The 22,869-nt window shown below is 60.3% G+C and carries 23 protein-coding genes, 5 tRNA genes and 1 pseudogene; 9 read left to right on the forward strand and 20 right to left on the reverse strand.

What is annotated here, in order from left to right; translation table 11 throughout:
* The gene (locus ABX75_RS06990) at window positions 1–777 is read left to right on the forward strand and encodes a TatD family hydrolase (RefSeq protein ID WP_047881666.1); all 777 of its coding nucleotides are present in this window, start codon (window positions 1–3) and stop codon (window positions 775–777) included.
* On the opposite strand, the gene ABX75_RS06995 is transcribed toward ABX75_RS06990, so the two are convergent.
* The 6 genes and pseudogenes from ABX75_RS06995 to ABX75_RS07015 form a co-directional block, all read right to left on the reverse strand.
* Window positions 724–1,155, reverse strand: coding sequence for a hypothetical protein (locus ABX75_RS06995; RefSeq protein WP_034095843.1), 432 nt, complete (start codon window positions 1,153–1,155; stop codon window positions 724–726). The genes ABX75_RS06990 and ABX75_RS06995 overlap by 54 nt on opposite strands.
* 127 nt (window positions 1,156–1,282) lie before the next feature.
* The gene (locus tag ABX75_RS29920) at window positions 1,283–2,212 is read right to left on the reverse strand and encodes a methyl-accepting chemotaxis protein (protein WP_371263983.1); all 930 of its coding nucleotides are present in this window, start codon (window positions 2,210–2,212) and stop codon (window positions 1,283–1,285) included.
* Window positions 2,189–3,280 (reverse strand): annotated as a pseudogene (locus ABX75_RS29925) (methyl-accepting chemotaxis protein); the annotation flags it as partial. The pseudogene ABX75_RS29925 and the gene ABX75_RS29920, both read right to left, overlap by 24 nt.
* A 198-nt stretch (window positions 3,281–3,478) precedes the next feature.
* A complete protein-coding gene (gene ampE / locus ABX75_RS07005) occupies window positions 3,479–4,315 on the reverse strand; it encodes a regulatory signaling modulator protein AmpE (protein ID WP_034095841.1) in 837 nt (278 codons plus the stop codon).
* Complete coding sequence (gene ampD / locus ABX75_RS07010; RefSeq protein WP_034111723.1) at window positions 4,315–4,875, reverse strand: 1,6-anhydro-N-acetylmuramyl-L-alanine amidase AmpD; 561 nt, start codon at window positions 4,873–4,875, stop codon at window positions 4,315–4,317. The genes ampE and ampD overlap by 1 nt, the downstream gene beginning before the upstream one ends.
* Before the next feature lie 61 nt (window positions 4,876–4,936).
* Window positions 4,937–7,087 (reverse strand): DUF1631 domain-containing protein, encoded by a 2,151-nt coding sequence (locus tag ABX75_RS07015; protein WP_047881668.1) that lies wholly within the window; start codon window positions 7,085–7,087, stop codon window positions 4,937–4,939.
* Between the two features lie 243 nt (window positions 7,088–7,330).
* Here ABX75_RS07015 and nadC point away from each other — a divergent pair, with 243 nt between their 5' ends.
* Window positions 7,331–8,179 carry a carboxylating nicotinate-nucleotide diphosphorylase gene (gene nadC, locus ABX75_RS07020; RefSeq protein WP_034095838.1) on the forward strand — a complete coding sequence of 283 codons (849 nt, stop codon included), beginning with the start codon at window positions 7,331–7,333 and terminating at the stop codon, window positions 8,177–8,179.
* A 68-nt stretch (window positions 8,180–8,247) separates the two neighbouring features.
* Here nadC and ABX75_RS07025 read toward each other — a convergent pair whose 3' ends face one another.
* The 4 genes from ABX75_RS07025 to ABX75_RS07040 form a co-directional block, all read right to left on the reverse strand.
* Window positions 8,248–8,553 (reverse strand): DUF6388 family protein, encoded by a 306-nt coding sequence (locus ABX75_RS07025; RefSeq protein ID WP_034095837.1) that lies wholly within the window; start codon window positions 8,551–8,553, stop codon window positions 8,248–8,250.
* 149 nt (window positions 8,554–8,702) lie between these two features.
* Window positions 8,703–8,775, reverse strand: a tRNA-Thr gene (locus ABX75_RS07030).
* A 48-nt stretch (window positions 8,776–8,823) separates the two neighbouring features.
* Window positions 8,824–10,224: an O-antigen ligase gene (locus ABX75_RS07035; RefSeq protein ID WP_047881669.1), complete on the reverse strand. Its 1,401-nt coding sequence runs from the start codon at window positions 10,222–10,224 to the stop codon at window positions 8,824–8,826.
* Between the two features lie 35 nt (window positions 10,225–10,259).
* Window positions 10,260–10,673: a pilin gene (locus ABX75_RS07040; RefSeq protein ID WP_034111719.1), complete on the reverse strand. Its 414-nt coding sequence runs from the start codon at window positions 10,671–10,673 to the stop codon at window positions 10,260–10,262.
* Between the two features lie 203 nt (window positions 10,674–10,876).
* Here ABX75_RS07040 and ABX75_RS07045 point away from each other — a divergent pair, with 203 nt between their 5' ends.
* The 4 genes from ABX75_RS07045 to yacG are packed head-to-tail and all read left to right on the forward strand — an operon-like array spanning window position 10,877 to window position 13,768.
* Window positions 10,877–12,085 (forward strand): type II secretion system F family protein, encoded by a 1,209-nt coding sequence (locus ABX75_RS07045; RefSeq protein ID WP_034095834.1) that lies wholly within the window; start codon window positions 10,877–10,879, stop codon window positions 12,083–12,085.
* Entirely contained in the window at window positions 12,082–12,948 is an 867-nt protein-coding gene (locus tag ABX75_RS07050) for an A24 family peptidase (RefSeq protein WP_034095833.1), read from the forward strand. Before ABX75_RS07045 ends, ABX75_RS07050 begins: the two co-directional genes overlap by 4 nt.
* Window positions 12,945–13,571 (forward strand): dephospho-CoA kinase, encoded by a 627-nt coding sequence (coaE, locus tag ABX75_RS07055; RefSeq protein ID WP_034111714.1) that lies wholly within the window; start codon window positions 12,945–12,947, stop codon window positions 13,569–13,571. Before ABX75_RS07050 ends, coaE begins: the two co-directional genes overlap by 4 nt.
* Window positions 13,568–13,768 (forward strand): DNA gyrase inhibitor YacG, encoded by a 201-nt coding sequence (yacG, locus tag ABX75_RS07060; RefSeq protein ID WP_034095831.1) that lies wholly within the window; start codon window positions 13,568–13,570, stop codon window positions 13,766–13,768. The genes coaE and yacG overlap by 4 nt, the downstream gene beginning before the upstream one ends.
* Here yacG and ABX75_RS07065 read toward each other — a convergent pair.
* From ABX75_RS07065 to ABX75_RS07075, 3 genes are all read right to left on the reverse strand, one after another.
* Complete coding sequence (locus tag ABX75_RS07065; protein WP_003171680.1) at window positions 13,765–13,980, reverse strand: hypothetical protein; 216 nt, start codon at window positions 13,978–13,980, stop codon at window positions 13,765–13,767. The two genes, yacG and ABX75_RS07065, sit on opposite strands and share 4 nt — an antisense overlap.
* 65 nt (window positions 13,981–14,045) lie before the next feature.
* A complete protein-coding gene (locus ABX75_RS07070; protein WP_034095830.1) occupies window positions 14,046–14,735 on the reverse strand; it encodes an energy-coupling factor ABC transporter permease in 690 nt (229 codons plus the stop codon).
* A complete protein-coding gene (locus ABX75_RS07075; RefSeq protein WP_034095829.1) occupies window positions 14,732–15,199 on the reverse strand; it encodes a hypothetical protein in 468 nt (155 codons plus the stop codon). Before ABX75_RS07075 ends, ABX75_RS07070 begins: the two co-directional genes overlap by 4 nt.
* Before the next feature lie 102 nt (window positions 15,200–15,301).
* On the opposite strand from ABX75_RS07075, the gene ABX75_RS07080 reads away from it, so the two are divergent.
* From ABX75_RS07080 to ABX75_RS07090, 3 genes are read left to right on the forward strand one after another with little or no spacing between them, the layout of a single operon-like run.
* Window positions 15,302–15,931, forward strand: coding sequence for a DUF1780 domain-containing protein (locus ABX75_RS07080; RefSeq protein ID WP_017845475.1), 630 nt, complete (start codon window positions 15,302–15,304; stop codon window positions 15,929–15,931).
* A gap of 53 nt (window positions 15,932–15,984) precedes the next feature.
* Window positions 15,985–16,158, forward strand: a complete 174-nt coding sequence (locus ABX75_RS07085; protein ID WP_034095827.1) for a DUF3094 family protein — start codon at window positions 15,985–15,987, stop codon at window positions 16,156–16,158.
* A gap of 60 nt (window positions 16,159–16,218) precedes the next feature.
* Complete coding sequence (locus tag ABX75_RS07090) at window positions 16,219–17,517, forward strand: NAD(P)/FAD-dependent oxidoreductase (protein ID WP_034095826.1); 1,299 nt, start codon at window positions 16,219–16,221, stop codon at window positions 17,515–17,517.
* A 128-nt stretch (window positions 17,518–17,645) separates the two neighbouring features.
* On the opposite strand, the gene ABX75_RS07095 is transcribed toward ABX75_RS07090, so the two are convergent.
* From ABX75_RS07095 to rluD, 7 genes are all read right to left on the reverse strand, one after another.
* A tRNA-Pro gene (locus ABX75_RS07095) sits at window positions 17,646–17,722 on the reverse strand.
* A gap of 94 nt (window positions 17,723–17,816) precedes the next feature.
* A tRNA-Lys gene (locus ABX75_RS07100) sits at window positions 17,817–17,892 on the reverse strand.
* Between the two features lie 5 nt (window positions 17,893–17,897).
* Window positions 17,898–17,974, reverse strand: a tRNA-Pro gene (locus tag ABX75_RS07105).
* Between the two features lie 9 nt (window positions 17,975–17,983).
* Window positions 17,984–18,059: transfer RNA gene (locus ABX75_RS07110), tRNA-Asn, on the reverse strand.
* A 300-nt stretch (window positions 18,060–18,359) separates the two neighbouring features.
* A complete protein-coding gene (clpB, locus tag ABX75_RS07115; protein WP_034095825.1) occupies window positions 18,360–20,924 on the reverse strand; it encodes an ATP-dependent chaperone ClpB in 2,565 nt (854 codons plus the stop codon).
* A gap of 131 nt (window positions 20,925–21,055) precedes the next feature.
* Window positions 21,056–21,781 carry a peptidoglycan editing factor PgeF gene (gene pgeF / locus ABX75_RS07120; RefSeq protein ID WP_047881670.1) on the reverse strand — a complete coding sequence of 242 codons (726 nt, stop codon included), beginning with the start codon at window positions 21,779–21,781 and terminating at the stop codon, window positions 21,056–21,058.
* Window positions 21,778–22,740, reverse strand: a complete 963-nt coding sequence (rluD, locus tag ABX75_RS07125; RefSeq protein WP_024073341.1) for a 23S rRNA pseudouridine(1911/1915/1917) synthase RluD — start codon at window positions 22,738–22,740, stop codon at window positions 21,778–21,780. The genes pgeF and rluD overlap by 4 nt, the downstream gene beginning before the upstream one ends.
* Window positions 22,741–22,869 lie beyond the last annotated feature (129 nt).

Below are 22,869 nucleotides of genomic sequence, written 5' to 3' on the forward strand. Positions count from 1 at the left end.
GTGACGCTGATCGACACCCACACGCACCTTGATTTCCCGGAATTCGACAGCGACCGCCGGGAAGTCCTCGCCCACAGCCGCGAGCTGGGCGTGCAGCGCATGGTGGTGCTGGGGGTGTATCAGCAGAATTGGCAGCGGTTGTGGGATTTGGTGCAGACGGATGAAGGCCTGTTCGCTGCGTTCGGCCTGCATCCGGTGTATCTGGACGATCACCGCCCCGCCGATCTGAGGGCATTAGGTGACTGGCTGACCCGCCTGCAAGGCCATCGGCAACTCTGCGCGGTGGGCGAGATCGGTCTGGATTACTTCCTCGAACACCTGGACCGCGCACGTCAGCAACAGCTGTTTGAAGCGCAACTGCAACTGGCGGCGGATTTTCAGTTGCCTGCCCTGCTGCACGTACGTCGCAGCCATGCGGCGGTGATTGCCACGCTCAAGCGCATCCGCGTGCCACGCGGCGGCATCATTCACGCGTTTGCCGGCAGCCGCGAAGAAGCCCGCGAATACATCAAGCTGGGCTTCAAGCTCGGCCTGGGCGGCGCCGCCACCTGGCCCCAGGCGTTGCGCATGCACAAGGTGCTGGCACAGCTGCCGCTGGACGCGGTGGTGCTGGAAACCGATTCGCCCGACATGCCGCCCGCCATGTACCCCGGCCAGCGCAACAGCCCCGAGCACTTGCCGGACATTTGCCAGGCCCTGGCCGAGCATATGGGTATCGACCCGCTATCGTTGGCCGAGGCGAGCACACGCAATGCGCGTGAGTTGTTCAATTGGTAGCGTCGGTTCGACGGCGTGCAGGTTGAGGGTGATGCGCTGGCGATGACGGGCATAGCGCAACACCATGAAATGCACCAGCAACACCACCAGCGAAATATTGAACTGCCCAATCACACTGATCAGCCCCACCCACTCTGCCACCAGCGCCACGATCAGCACCACGCAAGTGAACGTCACCATGCTTGGACGCACCAACGCCCAATATTCCAGGGACTTGAAATGGCGCAGTTGGCGAGGGCATTTGAGTTCAAGCTCCCGGTGGCAATACGGGCAGTCGAAGGGCTCTTCGATGGCGATGGCATTCAATTGCCAAGGCTTGAGTTCAAAGGTGATATCGCAATGGGCGCATTGCCCTTTGATGCCGAGTGCAGCGGTCATCGTGGTGCCTCCCCGGCTCCCGGTTTGAATGAAATAAATTCTCACTCATCTACGCGGCCAGAAAAGACACCCCGGAAAATTCAGACGCACACCACACCCGTTAACGCTTTAGTCCTACGCCTACGCCTTACACGCGGAAGGCGCCGATCAGCTGTTTCAACTCCACCACCTGCAATGACAAGCGTTGACTGGCCGCAGCGGTCTGCTGCGCACCGTCGGCGGCATGCTCGCCGGCGCGATTGATTTCGACGATGTTCTGGTCGATATCGTGGGCCACGGCGGTCTGCTGTTCCACGGCTGCCGCAATCTGTTGGTTCTGATCCACGATCATGCCGACGGCACCGAGGATATTCTCCAACGCCTGCTGGACCTGTTCCGACTGCCCGACCGTGCCATTGGCCATTTCATGGCTGCTGCCCATGGCCTTGACCGCCGCGTCCACACCGCTGTGCAAGCGACTGATCATCTGCTCGATCTCTTCGGTGGACTGCTGCGTGCGCCGCGCGAGGGTACGTACCTCATCCGCTACTACCGCAAAACCGCGCCCCTGCTCACCGGCCCGCGCCGCCTCGATCGCGGCATTGAGCGCCAGCAGGTTGGTTTGCTCAGCGATGCTTTTGATCACTTCTAACACCGTGCTGATGGCCTGGCTGTCGGTGGCCAATTGGTTGATCACCCGTACCGACTGGTCGATCTCCGACGCCAACCGCGCGATGCTGCCCTGTTGGGATTGCACCAGGCCGCGACCGCTGACGGTCTCCTGGTTGACGCTGTGGGCGCTGCTCACGGCTGCAGCGGCGTTGCGGGCCACCTCCTGGGCGGTGGACGACATCTGGTTCATGGCCGTCGCCACCTGTTCGATCTGTGTACGCTGGCCGCAGACGGCCTGGTTACTCTGCGCCGAGACCGTTTCCACCTGACCGGCCTGCTGCTCGACCTGGTTGACGGTGTGCCCGACGCGCTCGATCAGATCGTGGATTTTCGCCACGGTGCCGTTGAACACCTGACCCAGGTCACCCAGTTCATCGCGGCTGCGCGCCACGAAGGAGACGGTCATATCACCGGCCGCCACTTTGTCCATCATCGTGCCCAGATGTCGCAATGTGGTGCGCGTGGAGGCATAGAAACCGGCGTAGAGGTAGAAGATCAGCAAAAACACGGCGGTCAGCGCCGACACAAGCACCACCATGTGCAGGCGGTTCTGCGTCAGGCGATGCTGCAACTGTTGCTCAAGAAACCCCAGGGTGGCCTCATCGAGTTGATAGGTCTGGGCCATCAACTGGCTGACCGCATCGTAGAACGTCTGCCAGGGCGCATCGAGGGTCTCGGCCATAACCACCTGCTCTTCGAACAGCTCACTGCCTTGCTTGAGGCTGGCGTTACTGGCCTTGGCCAGACCGTCGAGCGCCGTGTGCGCGGCACTGCTGGAGCCCAGCGCATCCTGCAGTTTCAAGCCATATTCGCCGTGGAGTTTTTCCAGTTGCTGCAGCAGTTCGTCAAAGCGCGTGCTGGAAGATGAATTGAGAAACCCCTGCCCCAGCGAATAGGCGCCCATAGCCCGCCCCTCTCCCAGTGTTTGGGTCACCTGCGGCGTGACGCTGGTGATCAACTCAGTCAGCTGGCGCAGATCGCTTTGGGGGTCGCGGCTCAAGCCCGATTGACTGGCGACGATCTGGCCGAGCATCTGCGCCTTGTTCAGCAGCTTGCCGATCAATGCGCTTTTACTCAGCAGCGAAGTTTCCTGTTGCTGGGCCTTGAACGCGCCGATCAATTCGTCGCGCTTGGCCTCGAACACCGCGATTTGCTCGGGGTCGGTGGCCATCGCGGTAAAGCCCTGCAAGCGGCTCAGTACGCTCTGCTCCAAGGCGCTGATCTTGCCTTCCAGGTCGCCCGCCTTACCCGACTGGCCCAGAGTGGCGTTGATTTGTACCTGATTATTCAGGGTTTCCAGGTCACGGCGCAGGGCCAGGCTGCTGCCGAGCACGTCGAGGCTTTGCAGTTCGACGCGGGTGCCCTGGAATTCGCGCCACGAATCGCGCACCAGGAAATAGTTGGTGACCAGCATCGGCAACAGGAACAACACACTGATCAGGCTGAACTTCAGGCCGAAGCTCAGGCGGTTCATCAGCGCGACGGCGGGATAGAGCAAGCTCTTCACAGGTGAACTCCCTTTTTGTTTTATTTTTATTGAGGGCGCAGGGCGGCGGCAGAAAGCCACTATTTGGCGCTCTGTCTGTATAGCTCAATTTGAAAGGGAGTTTTGTAACTTAAGGTTAACAGCCAGTGGGAGCCGAAGGGGCTCCCACGTAACGCGGTCTGCGCTTTACGGCAACACCGTCCAGATGGCGAACCCGGCATACCACAGCACAGCCGCGCGCAGCAGCAGTTCCCATAGGCGGTCAAGGCTGTTGATACCGTCGGCCCCCACTGCCGGCGCCGGTATCTCGGCGGCGGCCAGACCGACTTTATCCACCAGTTGGGCCGCGCTGATGTCCCAGCTCAGTAGCTCGTGCAGCATGACCCGGCTGACCGCGACAAAGTTGCCCACCAAGGCAAAACTGGCGGCCAGTAGGCGTACCGGCAACCAGTCGAAGGCGTGGCGCATTTGCCCGGCGCGCTCGGCGACCAGCGGGTTCTGGCTGTGTTCGCTGGCCAACGCCAACAGGCGATAAGCCAGGGCAGCGACCGGGCCCAGCAGGAAATACCAGAAAATCACCGCAAAAAAGCTCTGGTAGGCCTGCCATAACAGGTGGCCCTGTACCCGATCGAGCAGTTGCTCGCCGCTGTCGGCGCCCAGCTTGAGGTCGCGCTCGGCGACGTGCTCGGCGGCCTGCAAGTCGCCGCGTCGCCAGGCATCGCGGAACGGGCCCAGATCAGCCAGCAGATCGCCACGGCCCAGGCTGTAGATCACCACCAGCAGGTGCACCGGCAGCGCCAGTAAGCCATAGGCCACCGGTTCCAGTACCAGCAGCAACAGCGCCAGCAATGCCACCGGCAGTAACACCAACAAGGTCAGAATCAACCAAGGCCGCTGCGCCATACGTGGGCTCGATTCCAGTTTGGCCAGCTCGCGCAGCCAGCCGCCATCGCGCTGCAACCGATGACGCAGGGCCGAAAACTTCTCGATCCAGACCGCCAACACCAGTACCAGGAAACTCATCAGGTGTGTCCTCCATCCTGCAGGGCGCTGCGAAAGCGCTTCCAATCAAAAGCGGGGCCGGGGTCGGTCTTGCGTCCCGGCGCGATATCGCTGTGGCCACAAATGCGTTGCGGGGTGATATCAGGGTAAGCCGCCTGCAATTGGCGGGTCAGGTCGATCAGTGCACGGTACTGGGCATCGGTGAACGGCAGCTCGTCCGTGCCTTCCAGTTCAATGCCCAGGGAAAAATCGTTGCAGGTTTCCCGCCCCTCGAACTGCGAAACACCGGCATGCCAGGCCCGGTCGAGGCAGGACACAAACTGCGTCACCGTCCCGTCGCGCTCAATCAGAAAATGCGCAGATACCCGTAGGTCGGCAATCCCTTCAAAGTAAGGATGTTCCGTGACATCCAGGCGATTCTGGAAAAACGCCTGCACTTTGCCAGTGGCGAACTGCGCCGGTGGCAAGCTGATGTTGTGCACCACCAGCAGTGAGATTTCGCCTGCGGGGCGCTGATTGAAGTTGGGCGAAGGGCAATGACGAATGCCCTGGCACCAACCGCTGGCGGGGTCCAACTGCATACAGGTTCCTTGAATGGGGCAACAGGTGACCAGTATGCCGCGTTCGACCCCGAGGTTGCGATCACTTGCCGTGATTGAGTTGCCGCAGCTTACTCACTACGGCAGCCAATGCACGCTCGAACAGCGGGCTGTCGTCCAGAACCTGCAAGACGCCCTGCTTAAACGCCAGCGCCAGCTGGCCGACGCTTTTTTCCAGCACCTTGAGCCCCGTGCGGCTGACGAACACATACGTGTTGGCCGGGGCCATGATCGCCGCGAGCTTGCAGCGCTGGGTAAAGGCGCCATCCTGCTGGAACATGACCCAAGCGCCGACCCGCAATTGATGAACCTTGAGCAGGTCGGGATCGTTGGGCGCCAGGTCGAGCGCGGGGTCCGGCGGCAGCTCGCTGAATACCAAAGGCTCGCGTACTTCGATCAGCTCGTCGACACCGTCCGCCGGCTGCACATGCATAGCCTGGAGGCGGACGAAAAATTCTCGGGTGCTGAGAGGGTCGAACGCCGCGCTGGTCAAACCGTCGCGCAGCGCCTTGAGCAAGCCGGGCAAATGCTCGAGCAAGCGCCGCCCGGCCTCGGTGTCTTCCTGCAGGCCGACGCTCCAGATCAGTTCGTCCATGGTGCGCAGAGCCGATTGCCATTGCACCGACTCTTCACCGTGCTTGAGGCTGACCAACAACAGCACCTGGCTCCAGGCCTGTTGCAGAAACTGCACCACGGCGAGGGGCAACACTTTGCCCAGCAGCCGCCTGTTGAGCACCTCGGCCACCCGCTGACGGGCCGCCTCGGTGCGCACCCGGCCTTCTTCGGCATCGCGGGTGTGCTGTTCGAGCAACTCGCTGCGGCGACACTCATCAGCGGCGAACGCGCTGAACTCAGCGAGCAATTGGGCAAAAATCGCCGGATCTTCGACAAACTCATTGAGCAAACGCTGCACCACCTGCTCGATGCGCAGGTACAAAGGGTCACGCGGGTAGTCATCGCACAGGTTGCAGCCCAAGGCCATCGCAGCGATTTCGTTCAGCAGGCGCCGCGCCGGGTGGCCGGCATGGCTGAAAAGACTCTTGTCCAGCACCGCCACTTTGAGCATTGGGATTTGCAGGCGCGCGATCAGCGCTTTGAAAGCGTCCGGGACGGTAGGGTCGTTGAGGATAAATTCGAACAGCAGGGCGATCAGATTGATGACGTCTTCATCGGCCTCCTCCACCACCCGTGACTTGCCGCTCTTGACACTGACGCGGGTGAGCAATTGCTCCAGCTGGTTGCACAGGTCGAAATCGTCCTCGGCGTCCGGCGTCGGCACGTACTGCTGCAAATGGGACAACAGGCGCAGCAGGTCCCGCGTGGCGATAGGCTGGGGTTCGGCGCTGGCTTCGAGGGTCGGCGCCACGCTGCCGCGCACGGGTTTGAGCAAGGCTTGCAGCGCCGCAAAAGCTTGCTGGCCGTTTTCGTCGAGGGGTTGATCGGTGCTCGGCGATGCGTCTTCGCGCGAGCGTTCACGGGCGGCCCGCCCACCGGCGCGGCGCGAAGGCACGGTCTTGAGCTCCGGCAACACCCCCGTGGCGACCAACAATTGATTGGCTTCGGCGTAGAGTTGATCGGCATCGCTGAGGACATACTTCTCGAATAGCTTGAGCATGATCAGTTTGACGCGAATCTCCACGCCCAGGCTGCGCCCCGCCTGCAAGAAAAATTCGCACAGCAGCGCCGGGCCCAGGGGGTTCTCACGCTCATCCAGGGCATTGCCCAGTACCGCACTCAGCCGCGCAGTGAGCTGCGACAGTGCCAGTCCATCGCGATGCCGGACGCGGCCCAGCATGGCTTCGAGCGCCACGGTTTTTTCCAGTGCGTCATGGGACGAACCGGGTGCCGCATCGTAGGAAACCACTGGCACCAACTGCAGCTCCCTGCGCCCGGTGTCGCCCAAGCCGGCAAAAGCGGCAAACAGGCGCTCCATGAATACACGCTCGAAGTTCTTGCGCTTGAGGCGCAGGTCGCGCATGGCTTCAAAGAAAATATGGTGATCGACGGTGCTGCGGGCCTTGTCGGCCATTTCAAACAGCGTGTCGTCGGCGTTATCGAAGAGTTCCTGCAAGCCTTGCTGCAGCTGCTGCGCCGCCTTGTCGCGGACTTGCAGCAACACAACCGGCAGGCGGGCCAGCGGCGATGGCGTGGCATGCGCTTTATTAATCGGCACCACCTTTCCGTCGTTGTGCATCCTGGCCTCCTGAAACGGCGGTATTGAGTTGGGCGACAATCATCGACAGGCCGTATCGACCCTGTGGATAACTGCACGCCAGCAGACGTCAAAGCTATGACGCCAATTGCAAGGCGCGAGATTATCTTGCAAACCGGGGGGCAAGCGCCAGCGCCCTCTGTGATTTGCGCACAAATGAGCGGGTGGCTGGGTTCCCAGTCACACAGCCCCTATAATCGACGCACTTTGTTTGTGGAGCCTGTTATGCCGAATCTCCGTCTTGCCGACCTCACCGCCGAAATCGAAGCCAATGTGCGCCGCGCACTGCTGGAGGACATCGGCAGCGGCGACATTACCGCGCAATTGATCCCGGCCGAACGACTGGCCAAGGCCACCATCATTACCCGCGATGACGCCGTCATCGCCGGCACGGCGTGGGTGGACGCGGTGTTCCGGCAGTTGGACCCTCGGGTCGCCGTGCACTGGCAGGTGGCCGATGGCGAACGCGTCAGCCCCAATCAAGCGCTTTTTCACCTCGAAGGCCCGGCGCGCTCGCTGCTCAGCGGCGAGCGCAGTGCGCTGAATTTTTTGCAGATGCTGTCCGGCGTCGCCACACGCGCGAAGTACCTGGCGGACTTCGTTGCCGGCACTCAAGTCAAATTGCTGGACACCCGCAAAACTCTGCCGGGCCTGCGCCTGGCACAGAAGTACGCGGTGACGTGCGGCGGCTGTCACAACCATCGCATCGGTCTGTACGACGCGTTTCTGATCAAGGAAAACCACATCGCTGCCTGCGGCGGCATTGCACAGGCCATCACGGCGGCGCACAAGATCGCTCCCGGCAAGCCCGTGGAAATCGAAGTAGAGAGCTTGGAGGAACTGCGCGAAGCATTAGCGGCGGGCGCCGACATCATCATGCTCGATGAGTTGAGCCTCGACGACATGCGCGAAGCCGTGCGCCTGAACGGCGGCAAGGCGAAGCTGGAAGCCAGCGGCGGCATCAATGAAACCACCCTGCTGCCCATTGCCGAGACCGGGGTGGACTACATCTCCATCGGCGCGATGACCAAGGACGTGAAGGCGGTGGACCTGTCGATGAGGCTCAGCCTCTGAAAAGCGGCAAGCGGTCAGCGTGACGCTGCAAGGAAGCCGAGTGGCCCCTTGCAGCTTGCCGCTCTGTTCTAAACCACCAGGTTATTCATCTCGCAATACTCATCCCAATCCACACCCAGCACCTCGGCCGCTTCCTTATGCAGGACCAGCCGTTGCGCTTCGAACTCTTCCGGTGTCGAGGTGTACTTGAGGGTCAGTTCCCAAGGTTGGAGGCCCTGGCTTTCGGCCTCGTCCTCGAATGCCCACTGAATCTGGTCGCGCTGATCATCGGCGCTCAGGTCCTTGATCTCTTCTTTAAGCTGCGGCGATTCCTTGAGGTAGTGCTCAAGAGCTGCTTCGTGCCGGGCTTCCTGGGTCATTTCAGTCGTGGTCATGGTGTTCTCTTAGATCGAGGAATGGGGATGCATCTGGGACATCAGGTTGCGCAGATACAAAAGAACAGGCACGAATGCCGGCTCGTCTGGCCTTCAGAACCATTCTGGGATCAGCTGAAAACATTGCCTTTGAAACAGTGTTGCCTTTGTGCCCGAGACAGGAATCGAACCTGCGACCTTCGCGTTACGAGTGCGCTGCTCTACCGGCTGAGCTACACGGGCGGTGGACTAAAGCTAGCACCGCATCCGGCGTCCGGCAACTCGCGGCCTTCAGCGGGCGATAACACCCTGCGCCCAGAAACGCGGTTGCAAGTAGCTGCCCAGGGTGTCGAGGTACTGTCGCTGGGCCTGCTTGATATGGGGCACATCGCGCAGCGCGACAGATACCAGCAATGCAATGGCCAACGCGCTCAACAGCTTCCATGCGCGCCAGGCCAACGGCCATGACGCCGTTACAGGTGTGCGCCAAGGGTGCAGCGCCATCAGCCAGCCCACTACCAGCGCAAGCCAAACCTGGGACGTGGGCATCACCAGCACACCGTCGACCATGGACTGCGTCAGCGCACCGACCAACGCAGCGAACAGACATAAGCGCAGTAGATCCGCACGCTCGCTGAACTGCGCGCGCTCACGCAGCACGACAATCGTGGCCCAGCCACTGCGCGCCGCCAAAAACGCCACGCACAATGTCGACGGCACGCCCCATTCGCTGGCCCACTGCAAAACAGCCTGATGCGGATGGGCGGCAACTTTGTTGGCAATATCGGCAAAGTGCATCGGTCCGAAGCCTAACCACGGCCGCTCAGTCAGCATGTGCCAACCCTGCCACCAGATCGGGCCGCGCCCCGACAGCGAAGTGGTGAGGCGCTCGCTGGCGTCATTGGAGGTGTCGATTCCCAGGTAGGTCGCCAGCACCGTAAACACCAGCCAGTAGATCCACAAGCCGCTCAGCATCCCCGCCAATTGCCAACCCAACCAACGCCGCCCCCATGGCCCGATCAGTGCCACGACCATGCCCGCCACTGCCATGCCGAGCCAGGTGCCGCGTGTACCGCCGCTGATCGCGATCAACCACCAGGCGCATAGCAACGCAAATGCCATCCCCCGCAATGAGCGAGAGACTGTGGGTAACAGCAAAGGCAATGCCAACAGCGGCAGCGTGAATGTCTGGAACTGGCCATAAAAGCGCTTGTTGGAAAAGCTGGATAACAGCAGATCAGGGTTCATCGTGTGCCCGCCGCTGGCGAACGCAAGCACGCCGGCGTACAGGTACTGGAGGGTTTTGATCAGGCACAGCAACACCACGATCAGCAGCAGCACACGATCCAAAGGCTCGCCGCCGTGACGGCGCAGCGATGCAAAAGCTAACGCGATTGCCGCGCAGCTGACGAACAGCGCCATCTCGGTCAGCGCCCAAAGCGGCTGATGGGCCAGCAGCGAAGACGCCAGGCCCAATCCCACGATGAGCGCCAGCCCCCATGCCGTCTGGCGATCCACCCAGGGCTCGGTCGGGGTAATCGAGCTTCCGTACAGCACCGCACAAAACCCGATGGCAATCTGCATGACCCGCTGTAGATCGTGCCCACTGAACGGTGCACAAATCCCCACCACCAACAGGCACACCGTCACCACCAGGAAAATACTGCCGCGCTGCTGTACGGATAACACCATCGGTTACCTCAACGTCCTTGTGGGTACAGGCACCGCTAAGCGCCGCCGGCTCCGCAGCCCTTGCCGGCGTATTTGGCCTCGGCCGTGGTGGTGCAGGTCCAGCCGCTGGTGGCGTTGCGTGTCAGCACAATGCTCTTGCCCAGTACGGGCGCCGGTGCATCGAGGATCTCGCAACGGATATCGCCCGCGCCCGTTTTAACGTCCCCTGTCACCTCGATTTTGCAATTGGCGGTAGGGCTGGTGCCGCCGATCAATGCCAGGGTAGGTACGGTGCCCTGATTGAGGGTGTCTTCGTACCCGGCCTTCAATGCGCTGATTTCAGCCAGGCCGGCGGTGAACTTGGCCTTGGCTTGATGGGTGGTGTACATGGGCAGGCCAATGGTGGCCAAAATGCCGATGATTGCCACGACTATCAACAACTCGATCAAGGTAAAACCTTTCTGACGCATCACTCTCACTCTCCAGAATAGAACTCATGACAAGGCGCTTCCTGCGCCCCGCGTTGTGCAGCGGCGCCAGTGTACTCATCCGCCGGTGGTCAATCGCCTGCATGACGCACATTCTGACATTTTATCCACCACCACAGCCTGCCCGCCTTCAGCCCGTGACTAAGCTTTGAAAAACTTCAACGACCTGCGCGCGGAACCGTGACATGAACAACGCTGTAACGCTCTACACCTGGGAAGGCATCAACCGCAAAGGCCGCAAGGTGTCCGGCCAAAGCACCGGACGCAGCCCTGCCGTGGTCAAGGCGCAACTGCGCCAACAAGGCATCCGCCCCGGCCGTGTGCGCAAGTCAATTCCACGGCTGCCAGGCCTTGCCGCGCCGATCAAAGCCGCCGACATAACCTTGTTCACCCGCCAGTTGGCCACGTTGCTGAAGGCCGGCATTCCCCTGCTGCAAGCCTTCGATCTGATCAGCGAAGGTGTCGAGAAGCCGCCTGTGGGTGAACTGCTGCAAAGCCTGAGACAACAGGTCGCCGCCGGCACCACCCTGACTGAAGCGTTACGCAGTCAACCGCGTTATTTCGATGAGCTGTACTGCCATTTGGTAGCGGCCGGCGAACAGGCCGGCGCGCTTGAGACGCTGCTGGAGCGCCTAGCGGTTCATCGCGAAAAGAGCGAACAACTCAAAGCCAGGATCAAAAAAGCCATGACCTACCCCATCGCGGTCGTGATCGTGGCCGGGCTTGTCACTGGCGTGCTGCTGGTGCATGTGGTGCCGCAGTTCCAGAGCCTGTTCGCTGGAGTGAACGGTAAGCTGCCGGGCTTCACCCTCGCAGTTATCGCTCTGTCGGAGTTCATGCAACATGCCTGGTGGATCGTCGCGCTGGGGCTTGGTGTGGGGGTTATTGGCCTGCGTCAGGCCTGTCGAAAATCGCCAATCTTTCGCCATTGGCTGGACGCCGGTTTGTTGAAAGCACCGCTGGCAGGCAAACTGCTGCAAAAATCAGCCGTGGCCCGCTACGCCCGTACGCTTTCTACCACCTTCGCGGCCGGGGTGCCGCTGGTGCAGGCCCTGGATTCAGTGGCAGGCGCCGCGGGCTCCGCCCCCTACAAACAGGCAATCGAGCATATGCGTCGCGATGTATCCACAGGTATGCCGTTGAATCACGCCATGGCCACCAGTGGTCTGTTTCCAGGGATGGCGATTCAGATGACGGCAATCGGCGAAGAATCCGGCACGCTGGACTTCATGCTGGAAAAAGTCGCCAGCCACTACGAAACCGAAGTGGATAACCAGGTCGATCACCTCACCAGCCTGATGGAGCCGCTGATCATGGTCGTGCTGGGAGGCATCGTCGGGTCGTTGGTCATTGCCATGTACTTACCCATCTTCCAACTGGGGAGCGCATTTTGATCCTACTGCTGAATGAATCCCCATGGGCCTTTGTCGCCCTGGCTTCGGTGCTGGGGCTGATCGTGGGCAGTTTCCTCAATGTGCTGGTGTGGCGCCTGCCGAAGATGCTTGCACGGGAGTGGCGTGCCCAGGCCCATGAAGTACTTGGCTTACCGGCCGAACCCGTCGGGCCGACCTACAACCTGATGCGCCCAAATTCCTGCTGCCCTCAGTGCGATCATGGGATCCGCCCCTGGGAAAATATTCCGCTGCTCAGCTATCTGGTCCTCAAGGGCCGCTGCGCTCACTGCAAGGCAAGGATCAGCCTGCGCTACCCATTCACCGAACTTGCCTGCGGATTGTTGTCGGCGATCGTGGCCTGGCACTTCGGCGTTGGTTGGCAAGCCGGGGCAGTATTGCTGCTGACTTGGGGCTTGCTGGCGATGAGCCTGATCGACGCCGACCACCAGTTACTGCCGGATGTGCTGGTACTGCCGCTTATGTGGCTGGGTCTGATCGTCAACAGCTTTGCACTGCTGGTGCCGTTGCCCGACGCCGTATGGGGAGCGGTGGCCGGATACATGAGCCTATGGTCGGTGTTCTGGCTGTTCAAGTTGGTCACTGGCAAGGACGGCATGGGCTACGGCGACTTCAAACTCCTGGCCCTGCTCGGGGCCTGGGGCGGTTGGCAGATCGTGCCGATGACCCTCTTGATGGCGTCACTGGTTGGGGTATTTGCCGGGTTGATACTGATGCGCGTGCGCAAGGCCCAGGTGTCCACGCCAATGCCATTTGGGCCCTATCTGGCGATTGCCGGCTGGATTGCATTGCTCTGGGGTGGTCAAATAACCGACTTCTATTTGCAGTCTGTCGGTTTCCAATGAGCACTTCTTCTGTTCCAACCCCGTGGATACTCGGCCTGACCGGCGGCATCGGCAGTGGCAAAAGCGCGGCAGCCCAACACTTTATCGATCTCGGAATCGATGCGGTGGACGCCGACCACGCCGCACGCTGGGTGGTCGAGCCAGGCCGTCCCGCGCTGGCGCGCATCGCCGAACACTTTGGCGATCGCGTGCTGTTGCCCGACGGCCAATTGGACCGTAGCGCACTGCGCAAACTGATCTTTGAAGTGCCCGAGGAACGCCGCTGGCTTGAAGCGCTGTTGCATCCTTTGATTGCCGAAGAAATTCGCAGCCACCTGGCACGGGCGCGCTCGCCTTACGCGATTCTGGTGTCACCGCTGCTGATCGAGTCTGGTCAGTACAGCATGACCCAACGCATTCTGGTGATCGACGTGCCGCAATCGCTGCAGATTGAGCGTACCCTGCAGCGCGACGGCATCAGCGAGCAGCAGGTGCAGGCCATTCTCAAGGCCCAATCCAGCCGCGAAGACCGCCTGAACCATGCCGACGACGTACTGGTCAATGACAGAGACCTCGCCTGGCTGCACAGCGAAGTCGAGCGACTGCACCACTTTTACCTTACTTTGCGTGGAGGCCGATCATGAGCCAACCCTTGACCGTCGACTGCCCAACCTGCGGCGCACCCGTGGAATGGAAAGCGACCAACCCCAACCGGCCATTCTGCTCGGACCGTTGCAAATTGATCGACCTGGGGGCCTGGGCCGCCGAAGAACACAAGATCCCCGTGGCCCCGGATGCCGAAGACGAACTGTTCTCCGAAGACCTCCCACCCCGCCACTAAGGGCGCATAAAGGCGTATTCCTGCTGGTCGTCGAGGTTTTCTGCCAGGTACTGCAGCTCGTCGGCCAGGTCTTCGAAACTGCGCACGCCCTTGCTTTGCTGCACGACGGCGCTCAGCATGGCGCGCAGGGTCAGGCCCGGATCGAAACCGATCTCCTGTGCCGCGTCCTGGCTTCTGCGAAGTTCCTGCCGTGCCCACTCATACACACTCATGATCCGCACTCCTGGAAAATTTCCCAGAGCATGGGCCTGCCGTGACACAGGGTGTTTGATTTGGATCAACGCAGCGAATCGTCGTCCTTCCAGGGCGCCGAGAGGTAGCGTGTGCGATTGAAGGTTTCCAGCCATTCCGGACAAAACACCACCAGAGCGCTGATCACCGTGCCATTGATAAAGGCTTCGGGGAAGATGATCAGCCACAGGTAACCGATGAAGTCTTCCAACCATTCCGGCATGGCGAAAAGACCGTCGAACCACAACAGTCCCAGCCCCAGTAGTAGGCACGCCAATGCCGCCAGCGCTGCTGCCAGAAACCCTGAACAGAAGATATACACAAACGGATTGCGCGGCTGCGCGCGCTCTACCCGCAGTGCGACGCCTTCCGTGATCAGTACCGGCAGCACAATCAACAAAAGACCATTGATGCCGATGGCGGCCAGGTCTTGACGGCCCAGCATCATCAGACCCAGTTGTGCGACAAAACCACCGACAATCGCCAGCGGCCAGTCCAGCAGCAGGGTTACGGCTGTCATGCCAATGAAGTGATAGGAAACGCCGGTATCGAAATCGCGCCGGACCAACCACAGCATAAACAGCGCAAACACGGTGCCGAACAGCAAATGCTGGCGCCGTCGGTCGGCAAACAACTCAACCCACGGCGAACGCAGCACCGCCCACGCCAGCACCGGCGCATACAGCAGCCAGCCGATGCCGAGGGTGGGCGCTGTCAGCACGCCGGCGCTGATCACGGTTTCACCTGCTCCAGGGCCTGGCGCAGTTCAGCCGCGGAGCCGTATTCATGCTGCGCAATCAACTTGCCGCTCTCCAATTGCAGCCACAGCACTTTGTCCACAGCTCCCGGGTAGCGCGGCGCGATGCGCGCATCCCGGTCCAGCATGACCCGGTAGCTGTACGACTGCATGGCAGGTACCGCGAACAGTCTGGCGACCAATCGCGGCATGCGCTGAATGTCGGCGACAAATACCCCGTGACGGGCCTCCAGATAGCCCTTGGGCTGACCTTGCAGCGCGCCGTCGACGATTTTGGCGGCGTCCATGCTGCGGGCCACCAACAAGATTTGCGCCTGGTCATCCAGGGTATAGGCCTGATCGAACTGATCCAGCAGTGTCCAGGGCGCGAGGCGCTCGCCGACTTCGACGGCCTGGGCCCATAACGGCAAAAGACCCAGGAACAGCACTACGAATAACTTCACTGCGCACTCCTCATGCTCGCTTGATCGATAGAGCCGCCAGTCTACACCGACCTTTCGCATCGGGACTTCCTGTGGTCATCATTTGAACGCTAAGCTGCAAGCATGGATGACTCAGATTACTTGCGCCTGCTCACCGTAGCGGCCGAACAAGCCAATGCTTTCCTGTCCAATGCCCGCAAATGGGAGCGTGAGCGTTGGGTGTGCCAGCGCCTGTTGCAAGGCCTGAATGTGCCCTATCGCGCCGAAGAGTTCCACGCCGCCGGCCAAGAGCCGCCGGACGTGCTGTTTCGCGATGCAAGCTTCGAAGTGTTTTTCGTACTGGACGAGGGGCGGCGCCTGAACGACGAATGGCGCGATGAGTTACTGCGTCGACGCAGCGCGTTTTCCCTGAGCCAACTGGTGCGCCGCGAAGCCAAGCCACGGCGCATCCCCGCCCATGAGTTCCTGCTGCGCCTGGCGCCGACGCTGCGCAAAAAGGCGCATAACTACAAAGAGCGCGGGATGGATTTGGGCGAATTGGATATCGTCGCCTTCGCCAGTCTCAAGCGCGAAGTGCTCGACCTTAACAGTCACTTCCCTCCGCCGACCGAATACCTGCGCCAAGGCTGGCGCTCGCTGTCGCTGGTGGGGCCGACCTTTGCCCGAGTGCTGTTCGCGCACCCCGATGCGCCGGATTTCTTGCGCAACAATCTGGGCCGCAGCATAGTGTTCGACGTGGGCATCAGCCTCTGATCCCCGCCCTGTAACGTGGCGCCCCTTTGCAACGTCTACCTGACGAGGCCTTTATGACCAGCCGCCTGAAACCCGAAGACCAACAACGTGTCGAAGAATACCTGCAACTCTCCCAGCACAGAGTCGAGCGCAAGCCTTTCAGGCCCTGGCTGCTCCTCTGTGTGGTGCTGGTCGCAGTGATCGGGCTCGGGCTGCTGAGCCGTCTTTTGAGTTACCTGACGCTATGAGCTGCCTGGCGCTCGCGGGGGTAACCGCACCGATTTCTTTTAGCCTTGCGAGATATCCCCATGACCCATCGTATTATTATCGTCGGCGGCGGCGCCGGCGGCCTGGAGTTGGCTACCCGCCTGGGTAAGACTCTGGGCAAGCGCGGTACCGCCAACATCACGTTGGTCGATACCAACCTGACCCATATCTGGAAACCCCTGCTGCATGAAGTGGCTGCCGGTTCTCTGAACTCTTCGGAAGATGAACTCAATTATGTCGCCCAGGCGAAATGGAACCACTTCGAGTTCCAGCTGGGGCGCATGAGCGGGCTCGACCGTGAGCAGCAGAAAATCCAACTGGCCGCCACCCTCGACGAAGAAGGCCGCGAATTGGTCCCTGCGCGCGTATTGGGCTATGACAGCCTGGTGATCGCCGTCGGCAGCACCACCAACGATTTCGGCACCGAAGGCGCGGCGCAACACTGCCTGTTCCTCGATACCCGCAAACAGGCCGAGCGCTTTCACCAACAATTGCTCAACCACTACCTGCGCGCTCATGCCGGGCAGACCGATGTAGTGGAAAAAATCAGCGTCGCCATCGTCGGCGCCGGTGCGACCGGTGTTGAGCTGGCCGCAGAACTGCATAACGCCGCCCATGAACTGGCGGCCTATGGCCTGGACCGGATCAAGCCAGAGAACATGCACATCACGTTGATCGAAGCCGGTCCACGAGTACTGCCCGCCCTGCCGGAGCGCATTGGCGGCCCGGTACATAAAACCCTGGAAAAACTGGGAGTGACGGTGCTCACGAATTCGGCGGTCAGCGAAGTAACGGCTGATGCGCTGATCACCAGCAGCGGCCAGGTGATTCCGGCCAGCCTGAAGGTGTGGGCTGCCGGGATTCGCGCGCCGGGCTTCCTCAAGGACATCGACGGCCTGGAAACCAATCGCATCAATCAACTCCAAGTGCTGCCGACGCTGCAAACCACCCGCGACGAAAACATTTTCGCTTTTGGCGATTGCGCGGCCTGCCCGCAGCCGGGCACTGACCGTAACGTCCCGCCACGGGCCCAGGCCGCGCATCAGCAAGCGTCGCTGTTGGCCAAATCCCTCAAGCTTCGGATCGAAGGCAAACAATTGCCGACGTACAAGTACACCGACTACGGCTCGCTGATCTCGCTGTCGCGATTCTCGGCGGTGGGTAACCTGATGGGTAACCTGACTGGCAGTGTGATGCTGGAGGGTTGGCTGGCGCGGATGTTCTATGTATCGCTCTACCGTATGCACCAGATGGCGCTGTACGGCGTGTTCCGCACGGCAATGCTGATGTTGGGCAGCAGGATCGGACGTGGGACGGAGCCGAGGCTCAAGTTGCACTGACAGTAAGGCCAGAGGGGGCTTGCTCGATATGAGAGCAAGCCCCCTCTTCACATGTGACCAGCCAAACTTTTGAGTTTTTGCGCGCACAAAAAAAATCCCCGTATCTTTCGATACGAGGATTTTTAATATGGTCGGGGTAGGGGGATTCGAACTCCCGACATCCTGCTCCCAAAGCAGGCGCGCTACCGGACTGCGCTATACCCCGGTAATAAAAAGGCGACCTTTCAGTCGCCTTATTCGATCAGTGCTTTTGGCCTCTGATCTTAAGATCTGATCCCAGCGTTAACTGGTTTCAAAAATGGTGGGTCGTGTGGGATTCGAACCTACGACCAATTGGTTAAAAGCCAACTGCTCTACCAACTGAGCTAACGACCCAAATATGGTCGGGGTAGGGGGATTCGAACTCCCGACATCCTGCTCCCAAAGCAGGCGCGCTACCGGACTGCGCTATACCCCGATTTGAAATTGGCTCCGTGACCAGGACTCGAACCTGGGACCCAATGATTAACAGTCATTTGCTCTACCGACTGAGCTATCACGGAACTTAGCATTTCAAACGTACAACTTACTGCTTTTTACTTCCTCTTCGACGTTTACGTATCGCTACGTTCGTGTCTCTGAGGCGCGCTATTCTACAATCTTAAAAACCCCTGTCAACCCTTTAAATTGCTTTTAAGACAATGATTTGCGCTTGTTTCTGATTTCTTCTTGGGGAGAAGAAACCCGTGGGTTGACGTTGCTGCGGGGCGCACTTTACAAGCCTTTGCCTTACAGTTCAACGCCCTAGCGAAAAAAAAGGCCCCGCAATGCGGGGCCTTCTCTTATCAACCGGCGGTCAGGCCTCAGTGGAAGACGATTTCGTCGTTTTCCACGCTGGCTGTGACGCTGGTTCCCGGCATAAAACTGCCCGAGAGGATCAACTGCGCCAGCGGGTTTTCGATCCAGCGCTGGATCGCACGTTTCAGAGGTCGTGCGCCATACACCGGGTCGTAACCTACCGCGATCAGCTTGTCCAACGCTTCGCTGCTCAGTTCCAGCGACAGCTCGCGTTCGGCCAGACGACCACGCAGGCGGCCCAACTGGATCTCGGTGATGCCGGCGATCTGATCCCGCGCCAATGGCTCGAAGATCACCACTTCATCGACCCGGTTGATAAATTCCGGGCGGAAGTGCGAAGTCAACGCGTCCATCACCGCTGCGCGCTGGGCCTCACGATCCCCTACCAACTCTTGGATCTGCGTCGAGCCAAGGTTGGAGGTCATCACGATGACCGTGTTGCGGAAGTCCACCGTACGCCCGTGACTGTCGGTCAGACGGCCATCCTCCAGCACTTGCAGCAGGATGTTGAACACATCCGGGTGGGCCTTCTCGACTTCATCCAGCAGGATGACCGAGTAAGGTTTGCGCCGCACAGCTTCGGTCAGGTAGCCGCCCTCCTCGTAGCCCACATAGCCTGGTGGCGCACCGATCAAGCGAGCGACCGAGTGTTTCTCCATGAATTCGGACATATCGATCCGCACCATGGCCTCTTCAGTATCGAAGAGGAACTCAGCCAGGGCCTTGCACAGTTCGGTCTTACCCACACCGGTCGGGCCGAGGAACATGAACGATCCACTTGGACGGTTCGGGTCGGACAACCCTGCACGGGAACGCCGCACCGCGTTGGATACCGCCACGACGGCCTCTTCCTGACCAATAACGCGCTGATGCAACAGACTTTCCATTTTCATCAGCTTGTCGCGTTCGCCTTCCAGCATCTTCGATACAGGAATGCCGGTCCACTTGGAGACAACCTCGGCAATTTCTTCCTCGGTCACCTTGCTGCGTAGCAACTGGTTCTCGCTATGGCCATGCTGGTCGACCATCTGCAGACTGCGCTCCAGATCGGGAATCACCCCGTACTGCAACTCGGCCATACGGTTCAGGTCACCTTTACGACGTGCGGCCTCCAGCTCCTGACGAGACTGCTCGATTTTTTGCTGGATCTGAGCAGAACCCTGCACTTCGGCTTTCTCCGAGGTCCAGATTTCTTCGAGGTCGGAGTACTCACGCTCCAGGCGCTGAATTTCCTCTTGGAGTTTTTCCAAGCGTTTCTTCGCCGCGTCGTCCTCTTCTTTCTTGAGGGCCTGGGATTCCACCTTCAGTTGGATCAAGCGCCGATCCAAACGATCGAGTACTTCCGGCTTGGAGTCGATTTCCATACGGATACGGCTCGCCGCTTCGTCGATCAGGTCAATCGCCTTGTCGGGTAACTGGCGGTCGGTGATATAGCGATGGCTCAATTTGGCCGCCGCAATGATCGCCCCATCAGTAATCGCCACCTTGTGGTGAACCTCATAACGCTCTTTGAGGCCACGCAGGATTGCGATGGTGTCCTCTTCGCTCGGTTCTTCCACCAGCACTTTTTGGAAGCGCCGCTCAAGCGCCGCGTCCTTTTCGATGTACTGACGGTATTCGTTAAGCGTCGTGGCGCCCACGCAATGCAGCTCACCGCGAGCCAGCGCCGGCTTGAGCATGTTGCCCGCATCCATGGAGCCTTCGCCTTTACCGGCGCCGACCATGGTGTGCAGTTCGTCGATAAACAGAATGATCTGTCCTTCCTGCTTGGACAGCTCGTTCAGCAGAGCTTTGAGGCGTTCTTCGAACTCACCACGGAACTTGGCACCGGCGATCAGCGCCCCCATGTCCAGAGACAACAGACGCTTGCCTTTGAGGCCATCCGGCACTTCACCATTAATGATGCGCTGGGCCAGCCCCTCGGCGATCGCGGTTTTACCTACGCCAGGCTCACCGATCAGCACCGGGTTGTTTTTGGTGCGACGCTGCAGCACCTGGATGGTGCGACGAATTTCATCGTCACGACCGATCACTGGGTCGAGCTTGCCGTCTTCGGCGCGCTTGGTCAGGTCGACGGTGTATTTGTCCAGGGCTTGGCGCGACTCCTCATGATTAGGGTCGTTCACCGCATCGCCACCGCGCAGGTTGTTGATGGCATTTTCCAGGGCTTTCTTACTGACGCCCTGCCCCAGCAACAACTTGCCCAGTTTGCTGTTCTCGTCCATGGCGGCGAGCAGCACCAGTTCGCTGGAGATGAACTGGTCACCTTTTTGTTGAGCCAGACGATCGGCCTGGTTCAACAAGCGCGCCAGATCCTGGGACATATTTACGTCGCCAGTGGGGTTTTGGATTTTCGGCAGTTGGTCGAGCTCTTTGCTCAACTCCTTGCGCAGGCTGTTGACGTCAAAGCCCACCTGCATCAACAAGGGTTTGATGGAACCACCTTGCTGCTCCAGGAGCGCCTGCATCAAGTGCGCAGGCTCAATGGCCGGGTGGTCGAGGCCCACCGCCAAGGATTGAGAGTCCGATAAGGCCAACTGCAATTTGCTGGTTAAACGATCAATACGCATTAGTCACCTTCCTTTTGAGCAGGCCGGATCTATAAACACATCCTGAATGAAGAAACCTGCCAGATACCCTTATAGATGTGGTCGATTCTGGGAGATTCAAGCAACAAACAGTTGACGCAGATCAGAAGAGTCTAGCGCTCAAGCCAGATAAGGGAGGCGAATCGTCCGGTGCGAGGACTGCGACGATAAGAAAAGAAACGCGGATCGGTCACGGTGCACAAACCACCACCATAGACCGCCGTGATGCCGCGCGCAGCGAGGCGCAGGCGCGCGAGTTGATAGATGTCGGCCATGAACTTGCCAGGATTACGGCTCGGCACGAACGCCTGGGCAGTCGCCGGCAGTTGCTGCATGAACACTTCACGCACTTCCGGACCGACTTCAAAGGCTTGGGGGCCAATCGCCGGGCCCAGCCAGACCAATACGTCGTCAGGCTCGGCGGCCAGGCTATCGACCGTCGCCTCCAGTACGCCGGCCGCCAACCCCCGCCAACCGGCGTGGGCGGCTGCCACGCGGGTGCCGGCGCGGTTGCAGAACAGCGCCGGCAGACAATCGGCAGTCATGGATGTGCAGGCGATACCCGGCGTGTCGGTCCAGCAGCCATCGGCTTCGAGGGTGCGACCGGGGTCGGCCTTGACGACGTTCACGCCATGGACCTGCCGTAGCCAGGTTGGCTGGATATCGAAGGTTTGGGAAAGTCGATGGCGATTTTCCAGGACTGCCTCAAGGCTGTCCTCGACATGATCGCCCAGGTTGAGGCTGTCGAACGGCGCCAGACTGACGCCGCCCGCACGGGTGGTGACGCAGGCCTTGACCTGAGCCGGCGCGGGCCAGTCAGGAATCAGCCAGTCATTCATCCGATAAACGCCTCGCGGTCCTGTTTGAGCAACGACAGCAACCACACCAGGTCGTCCGGCAGCGGCGATTCCCAGCTCATGCGCTTACCGCTCGTCGGATGATCCAACTCAAGGAAGCGCGCGTGCAGGGCCTGACGCGGAAAGGATTTCAGCGATTCCACCATGGTCGCACTGGCGGCCGGCGGAATGCGGAAGCGACCGCCGTAGGCCGGATCGCCGACCAACGGGAAGTTGATATGGGCCATGTGCACGCGGATCTGGTGGGTACGACCGGTTTCCAGCTTGACCCGCACATGGGTGTGGGACCGGAAACGCTCCAGAACTCGATAGTGGCTCACGGCCTGCTTGCCGCCTTCCATCACCGCCATACGCTGGCGCTGCTGGCCGTGGCGACCGATAGGGGCGTTGATCTTGCCACCGGCCACCACCACGCCGATCACGATGCACTCGTAGATCCGGCTGACGCTGCGGCTTTGCAACTGGGTGACCAGTTGGGTCTGGGCCTGAATGGTCTTGGCGACCACCATCAGACCGGTGGTGTCCTTGTCCAGTCGGTGCACGATGCCGCAACGCGGCACATTGATGATGTCCGGTACGTGGTGCAACAGGGCGTTGAGCAAAGTGCCATCAGCGTGCCCGGCAGCCGGGTGCACCACCAGGCCTGCAGGTTTGTTGATGACCAGGATGTCGTCGTCTTCATAGACGATATCCAGCTCGATGTCCTGGGCGACCCACTCTCCCTGGGCTTCCTGCTCGGCAGTCAGCTCAAGAATCGCACCGCCATGGACTATGTCTCGCGGGCGGATAACCGCTCCATCCACAGTCAGGCGGCCGTCTTTGATCCAGGCGGAAAGGCGCGAGCGCGAGTGCTCAGCGAATAATTGTGCGGCGACTTGATCGAGGCGTTGGCCGCCCAATTCGGACGGCACCTCTGCGCGAAGTTCAATTTTATCGGACATGCTCAGACTAGGCGTGGCACAGCCTTTGGTTTCGGCTGCGCGCTTGTGGTTAAATACGGCGTCTTTTGCCCCGAGGCTTTCAACGGGGCGCTCATCATAACAGGACGGCCCCGCCCAAGACAGCGGCCG

This window comes from Pseudomonas sp. ARP3, assembly GCF_001029595.1.
Lineage (GTDB): Bacteria > Pseudomonadota > Gammaproteobacteria > Pseudomonadales > Pseudomonadaceae > Aquipseudomonas > Aquipseudomonas rhodesiae.

Coding starts and splice junctions, on each gene's coding strand:
- ABX75_RS06995 (WP_034095843.1), bottom strand. CDS start 1,155: ATGACCGCTGCACTCGGCATCAAAGGGCAATGCGCCCATTGCGATATC.
- ABX75_RS29920 (WP_371263983.1), bottom strand. CDS start 2,212: ATGACCGTCTCCTTCGTGGCGCGCAGCCGCGATGAACTGGGTGACCTG.
- ampE (WP_034095841.1), bottom strand. CDS start 4,315: ATGAGTTTCCTGGTACTGGTGTTGGCGGTCTGGATCGAGAAGTTTTCG.
- ampD (WP_034111723.1), bottom strand. CDS start 4,875: ATGCAGTTGGACCCCGCCAGCGGTTGGTGCCAGGGCATTCGTCATTGC.
- ABX75_RS07015 (WP_047881668.1), bottom strand. CDS start 7,087: ATGCACAACGACGGAAAGGTGGTGCCGATTAATAAAGCGCATGCCACG.
- nadC (WP_034095838.1), top strand. CDS start 7,331: ATGCCGAATCTCCGTCTTGCCGACCTCACCGCCGAAATCGAAGCCAAT.
- ABX75_RS07025 (WP_034095837.1), bottom strand. CDS start 8,553: ATGACCACGACTGAAATGACCCAGGAAGCCCGGCACGAAGCAGCTCTT.
- ABX75_RS07035 (WP_047881669.1), bottom strand. CDS start 10,224: ATGGTGTTATCCGTACAGCAGCGCGGCAGTATTTTCCTGGTGGTGACG.
- ABX75_RS07040 (WP_034111719.1), bottom strand. CDS start 10,673: ATGCGTCAGAAAGGTTTTACCTTGATCGAGTTGTTGATAGTCGTGGCA.
- ABX75_RS07045 (WP_034095834.1), top strand. CDS start 10,877: ATGAACAACGCTGTAACGCTCTACACCTGGGAAGGCATCAACCGCAAA.
- coaE (WP_034111714.1), top strand. CDS start 12,945: ATGAGCACTTCTTCTGTTCCAACCCCGTGGATACTCGGCCTGACCGGC.
- yacG (WP_034095831.1), top strand. CDS start 13,568: ATGAGCCAACCCTTGACCGTCGACTGCCCAACCTGCGGCGCACCCGTG.
- ABX75_RS07065 (WP_003171680.1), bottom strand. CDS start 13,980: ATGAGTGTGTATGAGTGGGCACGGCAGGAACTTCGCAGAAGCCAGGAC.
- ABX75_RS07080 (WP_017845475.1), top strand. CDS start 15,302: ATGGATGACTCAGATTACTTGCGCCTGCTCACCGTAGCGGCCGAACAA.
- ABX75_RS07085 (WP_034095827.1), top strand. CDS start 15,985: ATGACCAGCCGCCTGAAACCCGAAGACCAACAACGTGTCGAAGAATAC.
- ABX75_RS07090 (WP_034095826.1), top strand. CDS start 16,219: ATGACCCATCGTATTATTATCGTCGGCGGCGGCGCCGGCGGCCTGGAG.
- clpB (WP_034095825.1), bottom strand. CDS start 20,924: ATGCGTATTGATCGTTTAACCAGCAAATTGCAGTTGGCCTTATCGGAC.
- pgeF (WP_047881670.1), bottom strand. CDS start 21,781: ATGAATGACTGGCTGATTCCTGACTGGCCCGCGCCGGCTCAGGTCAAG.
- rluD (WP_024073341.1), bottom strand. CDS start 22,740: ATGTCCGATAAAATTGAACTTCGCGCAGAGGTGCCGTCCGAATTGGGC.